General features: G+C 42.2%; 10 protein-coding genes and 2 pseudogenes. 7 read left to right on the plus strand and 5 right to left on the minus strand.

Translation table 11 applies throughout. The features are described from left to right. Nucleotides 1-323: 323 nt before the first annotated feature. The 4 genes and pseudogenes from ileS to WN50_RS35920 all read left to right on the plus strand — a co-directional run. Nucleotides 324-2,384: isoleucine--tRNA ligase (ileS, locus tag WN50_RS08985; RefSeq protein WP_049558825.1), on the plus strand; the 2,061-nt coding region annotated here is incomplete at its 3' end. Nucleotide 2,385: 1 nt separating this feature from the next. Beyond that, nucleotides 2,386-3,420: pseudogene (locus WN50_RS08990) on the plus strand (class I tRNA ligase family protein); the annotation flags it as partial. Nucleotides 3,421-3,505: 85 nt separating this feature from the next. Beyond that, a complete protein-coding gene (locus tag WN50_RS08995; protein ID WP_046281705.1) occupies nt 3,506-3,697 on the plus strand; it encodes a hypothetical protein in 192 nt (63 codons plus the stop codon). A 196-nt stretch (nt 3,698-3,893) separates the two neighbouring features. Then, nucleotides 3,894-4,190, plus strand: a pseudogene (locus WN50_RS35920) (type II toxin-antitoxin system RelE/ParE family toxin). A gap of 178 nt (nt 4,191-4,368) precedes the next feature. On the opposite strand, the gene WN50_RS35925 reads toward WN50_RS35920, so the two are convergent. Next, nucleotides 4,369-4,596 (minus strand): hypothetical protein (locus WN50_RS35925; protein WP_235440886.1); only part of this gene is annotated, 228 nt, incomplete at its 5' end. A 52-nt stretch (nt 4,597-4,648) separates the two neighbouring features. After that, the gene (queG, locus tag WN50_RS09015) at nt 4,649-5,569 is read right to left on the minus strand and encodes a tRNA epoxyqueuosine(34) reductase QueG (RefSeq protein WP_046282051.1); all 921 of its coding nucleotides are present in this window, start codon (nt 5,567-5,569) and stop codon (nt 4,649-4,651) included. A gap of 324 nt (nt 5,570-5,893) precedes the next feature. Here queG and WN50_RS09025 point away from each other — a divergent pair, with 324 nt between their 5' ends. The 3 genes from WN50_RS09025 (at nt 5,894) to WN50_RS09030 (ending at nt 7,312) form a co-directional block, all read left to right on the plus strand. Further along, nucleotides 5,894-6,406: an orange carotenoid protein N-terminal domain-containing protein gene (locus WN50_RS09025; RefSeq protein ID WP_046282049.1), complete on the plus strand. Its 513-nt coding sequence runs from the start codon at nt 5,894-5,896 to the stop codon at nt 6,404-6,406. Nucleotides 6,407-6,661: 255 nt separating this feature from the next. Further along, a partial coding sequence (locus WN50_RS33305) for a nuclear transport factor 2 family protein (RefSeq protein ID WP_160315363.1) occupies nt 6,662-6,869 on the plus strand: 208 nt, incomplete at its 3' end. Nucleotides 6,870-6,916: 47 nt separating this feature from the next. Beyond that, complete coding sequence (locus tag WN50_RS09030) at nt 6,917-7,312, plus strand: nuclear transport factor 2 family protein (RefSeq protein WP_342586745.1); 396 nt, start codon at nt 6,917-6,919, stop codon at nt 7,310-7,312. Between the two features lie 13 nt (nt 7,313-7,325). Here the strand turns inward: WN50_RS09030 and WN50_RS09035 are convergent, their stop codons facing one another. From WN50_RS09035 to WN50_RS09045, 3 genes are all read right to left on the minus strand, one after another. Then, nucleotides 7,326-7,760: a hypothetical protein gene (locus WN50_RS09035; RefSeq protein ID WP_046282047.1), complete on the minus strand. Its 435-nt coding sequence runs from the start codon at nt 7,758-7,760 to the stop codon at nt 7,326-7,328. 178 nt (nt 7,761-7,938) lie between these two features. After that, nucleotides 7,939-8,385, minus strand: a complete 447-nt coding sequence (locus WN50_RS09040) for an ATP-binding protein (RefSeq protein ID WP_046282046.1) — start codon at nt 8,383-8,385, stop codon at nt 7,939-7,941. After that, nucleotides 8,375-8,677 (minus strand): SpoIIE family protein phosphatase (locus WN50_RS09045; RefSeq protein ID WP_152964752.1); only part of this gene is annotated, 303 nt, incomplete at its 5' end. The genes WN50_RS09040 and WN50_RS09045, both read right to left, overlap by 11 nt.

Here is an 8,677-nt window from a genome sequence, read left to right on the forward strand (position 1 = left end):
TATAGCAGAAATCAGGAGACAGGAGACAGGAGACAGAATTGAAACCTTTATCATAAAAGGATTTGACAGAAAAACAGTGTCCTAATCAANGGAGACAGAATTGAAACCTTTATCATAAAAGGATTTGACAGAAAAACAGTGTCCTAATCAACTCTTTCTCTGCTATATTATAATTGTAGTATGTAAATTACATCTGATCGACAACGACGTAATCTGACAGTGCCGTAGACTTCTACGGTAAACTAAAGGTTGTATTGCAAGCTAGCCGCAAATAAGGGTAAATTATGGCTGAACGTAGCGATGTAAACGGAAAAGAACAAGAAATGGCAGCCAAATCTTACAAAGATACGGTGAACCTGCCACAGACAAAGTTTGATATGCGGGCAAATGCTGTCAAACGCGAACCAGAATTACAAAAATTTTGGGCAGAACATCAAATTTACGAACGTTTATCCGAAAATAATCCGGGCGATGCGTTTATTTTACATGACGGGCCGCCCTATGCCAATGGTGCCTTACATATTGGTCATGCCCTCAATAAAATTCTTAAAGATATTATTAACCGTTACCAAATTTTGCAAGGGCGAAAAGTGCGTTATGTTCCCGGTTGGGACTGTCACGGTTTGCCGATTGAATTGAAAGTTTTACAACAAATGAAACAGTCGGAACGGGAACAACTCACCCCGTTAACCTTGCGTCAAAAAGCAAAAGAATTCGCCCTAGAAACGGTTGACCAACAACGAGAATCTTTCAAAAGATATGGAGTGTGGGGAGATTGGGATAATCCTTATTTAACCCTAAAACCAGAATACGAAGCCGCCCAAATTGGCGTGTTTGCCCAGATGGTTCTCAAAGGTTATATCTATAGAGGATTAAAGCCTGTTCATTGGAGTCCGAGTTCAAAAACAGCCCTAGCTGAAGCTGAATTAGAATATCCAGAGGGTCATGTTTCTCGCAGTTTATTTGCGGCTTTTCCAATGACTAGCTTGGCGGAAGCAGTTAAATCAGAATTAACGCCTTTTCTACCCGATTTAGGTGTCGCGATTTGGACAACAACACCCTGGACAATTCCCGGAAATTTAGGCGTTTCGTTGAACCCTGAATTAATGTATTCTGTGGTAGAAACACAAAAAAATGCGGAAAATCCCATTCCGTTTAAATATTTATTAATTGCCACAGAATTGGTTGAACGTCTATCAGCAACCTTCGGGAATAACCTAACCGTAAAAGCAACGGTAAAAGGCAAAGATTTAGAACATTCCACTTACAAACATCCCCTCTTTGACCGGGAAAGTCCGATATTAATTGGGGGAGATTATGTTACCACAGAATCCGGTACCGGACTCGTTCACACCGCCCCTGGTCATGGTCAGGAAGACTTTATCGTTGGTCAACGCTATGGTTTACCTGTATTGTGTCCGGTAGATGCAGATGGAAACTTTACCGCAGAAGCGGGTGAATTTGCCGGATTAAATGTTCTCAAAGATGCCAACGAAGCGGTTATTAAAGCCTTAGAAAAAGCAGGTTCACTCATTAAAGAAGAACCCTATCAACACAAATATCCCTATGATTGGCGAACCAAAAAACCAACGATTTTTAGGGCAACTGAACAGTGGTTTGCATCCGTTGAAGGGTTCCGCGAAGAAGCTGTAAAAGCCATTCAAAATGTGCGTTGGATTCCCGCCCAAGGGGAAAATCGCATCACGCCAATGGTGGCGGAACGTTCAGATTGGTGTATCTCTCGTCAACGCAGTTGGGGTGTACCCATTCCTGTTTTTTATGATGAAGAAACAGGCGAACATTTGATGAATGAAGAAACGATTTCTCACGTTCAAAATATTATCGCTGAAAAAGGTTCAGATGCGTGGTGGGAACTGTCTGTTGAGGAATTATTACCCGAAAAATATCGCCAAGATGCGGCAAAATACCGCAAAGGAACCGATACAATGGATGTTTGGTTTGACTCCGGTTCTTCCTGGGCAGCAGTCGCCAAACAACGGGGGTTAGGTTATCCTGTCGATATGTATTTAGAGGGTTCAGACCAACACCGAGGCTGGTTTAATTCCAGTTTATTAACCAGTGTGGCTAACTATGGTCATGCGCCCTATAAAATCGTATTAACTCATGGATTTGTTCTTGATGAAAAGGGACATAAAATGAGTAAATCATTAGGGAACGTCGTTGACCCAGCGATTGTGATTGAAGGGGGTAAAAACAAAGACAAAGAACCACCCTATGGGGCTGATATTTTGCGGTTGTGGGTGTCGTCTGTTGATTATTCAACTGATGTCCCGTTGGGGGGAAATATCCTCAAACAAATGGCGGATATCTACCGCAAAATTAGAAATACAGCCCGATTTTTAATTGGAAACTTGCATGATTTTNGTCGTTGACCCAGCGATTGTGATTGAAGGGGGTAAAAACAAAGACAAAGAACCACCCTATGGGGCTGATATTTTGCGGTTGTGGGTGTCGTCTGTTGATTATTCAACTGATGTCCCGTTGGGGGGAAATATCCTCAAACAAATGGCGGATATCTACCGCAAAATTAGAAATACAGCCCGATTTTTAATTGGAAACTTGCATGATTTTGACCCCGAAAAAGATGCGGTTAGTTATGAGGAATTACCCGATTTAGACCGATATATGCTGCATCGGATAACGGAGGTTTTTACAGAAATCAAAGATGCCTTTGATCAGTTTCAATTCTTCCGGTTCTTCCAAACGGTGCAGAATTTCTGTGTTGTGGATCTGTCGAATTTTTACCTTGATATTGCCAAAGATCGGCTGTATATTAGTGCAGATAATGCCTTCCGACGTCGCAGTTGTCAAACGGTGTTAGCGGTTGCTTTAGAAAACCTCGCCAAAGCGATCGCACCTGTCCTCTGTCACATGGCGGAAGATATTTGGCAAAATTTACCCTATGCGACTCCTTATTCATCGGTATTCGAGTCAGGTTGGGTGAAATTAGAGGAAAATTGGAAACAACCGGAACTCGCTAAATTCTGGCAAAAATTGCGGGAAATTCGCGCAGAAGTTAACCAAGTCATGGAAAAAGCGCGAAAAGAAAAGATGATTGGTTCATCTCTAGAAGCGAAAGTTTTACTGTATGTTTCTGATGAGAACTTCCGCAAACAGTTAGAACAAATAAACCCATCAACTACAGAGTTAAAACAGCATAACGGCGTTGATCAATTGCGTTATCTGTTTATTTGTTCTCAGGTTGAACTGTTAGAAACCCCCAACAAGTTAAAAGGACTTGAATACAGCGATGAGTCCGAAGACTTGGGTATTGGAGTTGTGAAAGCTGATGGCGAAAAATGCGATCGTTGTTGGAATTATTCCGTTCATGTGGGTGAGTCTACTGAAGATCCAACTATTTGTGAACGCTGCGTCGCCGCTTTAGCAGGGGAATTCTAAACCCAACAGTAGAGTGCGTTAATATCGTTTGACGTACTCTACTTTTACCTAATTCCGATTAACTAAAGTTCAGCAAAAGGTAATCATGGTCAATTCAACAGTTAAACAAAAAATTCTGAAAGCCATTGAAGAAATGCCAGCAGATGTTACGTTTTCAGACGTTATGGAACGTCTCTACTTTTTGTATAAAGTAGAACAAGGACTTAAACAAGTTGAAGCGGGTGATGTGATTTCTCACGACGAAGCCAAAAAACGTGTTAAAACATGGCAACAATAAATTGGACAGGTCAAGCATTAGCTGATTTGGAAGCAATTGGTGACTTTATTGCTATAGATGCANAAATGCCAGCAGATGTTACGTTTTCAGACGTTATGGAACGTCTCTACTTTTTGTATAAAGTAGAACAAGGACTTAAACAAGTTGAAGCGGGTGATGTGATTTCTCACGACGAAGCCAAAAAACGTGTTAAAACATGGCAACAATAAATTGGACAGGTCAAGCATTAGCTGATTTGGAAGCAATTGGTGACTTTATTGCTATAGATGCACCAAGTTTTGCTCAAGTATTTATAGATCAAATATTTGCAGCAGTCGAACGTTTAGAGCGTTTTCCTCTTTCTGGACGAATTGTACCGTAAATTTCTCAAGAGGAAATTCGAGAAATCATTTTTGGTAGCTACCGAATTGTATATCTAGTCACTGGAGATGAAGTCACCATTCTAACAGTTTTTCATGCTTCAAGGCTCCTGAATATTGAAGGTGAATTTTAAACACCCGCGCACATTTGTCAGTCCAGACGGAAAATATTTTGCGGGAATTACAGGTAATCCTTACCTCAAAAACACCCAAATTCAAGTTTTAAAACGACCCTGAACTTTAAAGCGAAAAGAGGGCGGGTTGATGTCATATCTGTCCGACTAATCAATAATTATTCTGTAGGGGCGGGTTCTACAATATCTTTACTACTACTGAGAGATTGAGATAAACCCGCCCCCCTGAGAAGAAGTCCGAAGGCTCTGGGGCGGGTTTATTTAACTGATTTGCAGGGAAAACATACATCAACTCGAACCCGCCCCTACAGTAAATTTTTTTTGTCATTACGTCTCCCCATTTAGGACTTAATTCTTCGCAAAGCTGTAGCGGTAATTTGTCCTTTCCATTCTTCTTCTTAACGTTNGGTTTATTTAACTGATTTGCAGGGAAAACATACATCAACTCGAACCCGCCCCTACAGTAAATTTTTTTTGGCATTACGTCGCCACATTTGGGGTTTAATTCGTCGCAACGCTGAAGCGGTAAATTGTTCGTTCCATTCTTCTTCTGAAAGTTCTGCCAACTCACTTAATTTTGGGTCAATATTTCCCGGATAAGGTTGAAACGCCTCAACATCAGTTTCTTTAGCAAAGCGTTGATTCCAAGGACATACATCCTGACAAATATCACACCCCGCAACCCAACCGTTTAAATCAATATTCTCCGGTAACTGTTCGGCGCGATTTTCAATTGTATGATAAGCAATACAGCGATTCGCATCCACCACAAACGGTTCTGTTATCGCATTCGTCGGACAAGCTTCAATACAGCGCGTACAAGTGCCACAATGTTCGGTATGGGGAGAATCTGGGGTTAATTCTAAATTCGTTAAGACTTCCCCCAAAAACACCCAAGACCCATATTCTCGTGTAATTACATTACTATTTTTCGCAATCCAACCGATACCCGCCCGTTGCGCCCAAACTTTATCAGATATCGGGCCAGTATCGGCGTAATATCGCGCTTGAATGCCTTCTCCTTGGGCTTGTAACCAGTTGGAAAACGCTTTCAACTTCTGGTGCATCACCTTATGATAGTCTCGCCCCCAACCATAACGGGAAATCTTGCCATATTCAGCCCCTTCCCGACGTTCGTCAGGGGTGTAATAGTTCAACGCCACACAGATAACAGACTGTACCTCTGGCATGACTTGACGAATATCCTGACGCCTGGGGTTTGCCATCCAAGCCATCTCTGCTTGATAGCCTTGATTCAGCCAAGCCTGTAACCGTTCAACTTCGGCTTTGGGTTCAACAACAGTCGCTATCCCAACTTTGTGAAATCCGAGGGTGATGGCTTGCTGCTTGACTTGATGCGCTTGGACTGGGGGATACATGACCGTCGGATGTAGGGATTATATATAGCAGAGAAAGAGTTGATTAGGACACTGTTTTTCTGTCAAATCCTTTTATGATAAAGGTTTCAATTCTGTCTCCAGTCTCGGTGTCTCCTGATTTCTGCTATAGCACAGGTGTTGCTTTCAATGTAGCGATCGCGTTTACATTTTGCCATAAAAATATATTATTATTACAAATAAAAGCAATTTGCAAGTTTTATTTGCAAAACTTTAAAAAACGTTACATAATAGGAACCAAAGGAAGCAAGACTCAAGGTCAGCTCCTAAAAACGGTTATTTACCAGAGGAGTCTCAATACCTACTATGACTTTTACCACTGAGTCCTCAACTACAAGTTTTAGCCAAGTATTCGTTTCCAGCGATCAAAACGCTGTTGCTCGTGTCACTGCCAGCTTTAAAGCTCTCAATGTCGATCAGCAGCTTGGAGTGCTTTGGTTCCTCTATACCAAAATGGGTCGGACTGTTACCCCTGCGGCTCCCGGTGCAGCTCGTCTCCAATTTGCAGAAGGTCTGCTCAATGATATCAAGCAGATGCCTCCCCAAGATCAACTCAAAGCAATGCGTGACATTGCGGCTTCTGTTAACACCCCAGTCAGTCGCGCCTACGGTGTTCTTGGCGCTAACACTAAACTGGCGTTTTGGTATCAGTTAGCAGAATGGATGAAAGAAGGCTCTGTCATTGGAGTACCCGCAGGTTATCCCGTTTCTCGCGCTTCAAGTCAAGTTTTAGCTGCCATTGAGCAGTTAGAATTCAGTCAACAAATTACGGTACTGCGGAATGTCGTTTCAGGGATGGGAATCGATCCCCTCGCCTAGTTAATCTATAGCAGAGAAAGAGTTGATTAGGACACTGTTTTTCTGTCAAATCCTTTTATGATAAAGGTTTCAATTCTGTCTCCTGTCTCNATTAGGACACTGTTTTTCTGTCAAATCCTTTTATGATAAAGGTTTCAATTCTGTCTCCTGTCTCCTGTCTCCTGACTTCTGCTATATAATTGATCTAGAGCAGCGATCTAAATACATAAATGATCGCTGTTCTCTTGTTTTATTTGCTGTTTTGAATTGAACGTTATGCCGACAAGAACCTTATCAAATTCAGATAGTCTACTGCAAATCGAAGGAATTACAGAACCCCAAGTTCTCCAATATTTTGAAACCCTCAACGCTGGCAATTTTCAAGCAACTGCGGCTTTATTTGCAGAAGATGGCATCTTAGAAGCACCCTTTGAAGATTCCCTGCACGGAAAAGAAGCGATCGCCATCTACCTAACAGCAGAAGNGACAAGAACCTTATCAAATTCAGATAGTCTACTGCAAATCGAAGGAATTACAGAACCCCAAGTTCTCCAATATTTTGAAACCCTCAACGCTGGCAATTTTCAAGCAACTGCGGCTTTATTTGCAGAAGATGGCATCTTAGAAGCACCCTTTGAAGATTCCCTGCACGGAAAAGAAGCGATCGCCATCTACCTAACAGCAGAAGCTCAAGGAATGCAGCTTAAACCCCAAGAGGGAGTCAGCCAAACCTTAGAGAATGGTCAACAACAAGTGCAAGTGTTTGGGAAAGTGAAAACGCCTTTATTTTGGGTGAATGTCGCTTGGCAATTTATTTTAAATCCCAATGGGGAAATTGCCGTTGTCACGGTTAAACTTTTGGCTTCTTTGCAGGAGTTGTTGAATTTCAAAAACCCCTCTCAAAACCCATCTGAAAATTCGGATTGAAAGCCGTTTAAATCTAAGCTTTACTGGGAAGTTGTAGAGAACGAGTGAGTAATTCTCGTCCGAGTTCTAGATCTTTCGCCGAACATTTCCAGTCGGGATGGCTCGTCATCAATAAGCTTTCAATGGTTTCTTGATCAAATAAATGCCAAACTTTGATCGGTGCATTTTGATCTTCAATGGCGTAGCAGTTTTCACTAATACAATAGAGAATACAGCTTCCGGCGGCTCGCTCAATCGTCATCTGATCTCCCGGTTGCAGCGATCGCCAATACAGAATGGCTTGTTTAAACTCACTGGCAGAAGATACCATTAATCCCGGTATAATAACGGTGAGTTGTTGATCTCCATTGATATTAATCCAATAATGGCGAGACGGATCAATTCCTTTTAACCAAGGAGTTTCGTCATCTAAGCGATAGCGGGGGGCAAGTGGAAAAAGCTGATTCACTGAGCGTCTCCTGTCCTTGAGATATCATCAAAACTGATTTCAGATATTATTGACTTACCCCTCGAAAATATTGCAACTAAAATTTACAAAAATTAAAATTGTGTAGATTTCAGTTAAGTTTTGTTAAGAATATGACAGCATAACGGTTTAAGCTTCATCCGAAAAACCGGGTAAATCTTCAAGCTTGGAGTTGTTCAGACTCATCGACTTTTTCTCCCAGACTGGCTTCTAGACGCAGACAGTTATGACCATTAATCTGTAAACAGTAGTCAACTCTATCCATCAATCGATTCATAATCAGCCAGCCATAGCCGCTTTCTTGCCGATCTTCCGGGTTGGGAGGGCTATATTCACCCACTTCATAACCACTTCCACAATCCCAAACTTCCAGAGCAATATCTCGCTCCTGCAATTCGAGACGGATGATAATCGGTAGATGGGGCTGGTCTTTGTGAGCGTGGCGAATCACGTTTGAGTAGGCTTCCGCCAGTACCAAACGAAAGCGATTGGATTGACGGGGCCAATCAATGTGATGACCCAATTCCACCTCCAAACTACTCAACAGCCAATTTTCGACAACCGTTAAAAATCGAATGTCGCTCGGCACATGAAGCTCAGTTTTCATCTGTCAACAAGACCTCCAGCGCAAGTATTGTTTGGTCATCTTCCTGAACGGAACTATGCTCTCGGACAGAGGCCAGTAAATTTTCCAAGTTTAACGGCTCAGTTTGCTGCATCAAAAGCTTCCATAATCCCTCTTGATGAAGCATCGTGCGATGAGTTTGTCCCTCATTTGTACTGGGTTGAGCGACCATCACTTCTGTAATCCCGTCGCTGGTAAGCAGAAAAGTATCTACAGGATACAGGCTCAAACCCCAAACCTTCACTCGCCAAGCCGAAAGACCCACCACAGGAAT

The sequence above is a fragment of the Limnoraphis robusta CS-951 genome (assembly GCF_000972705.2).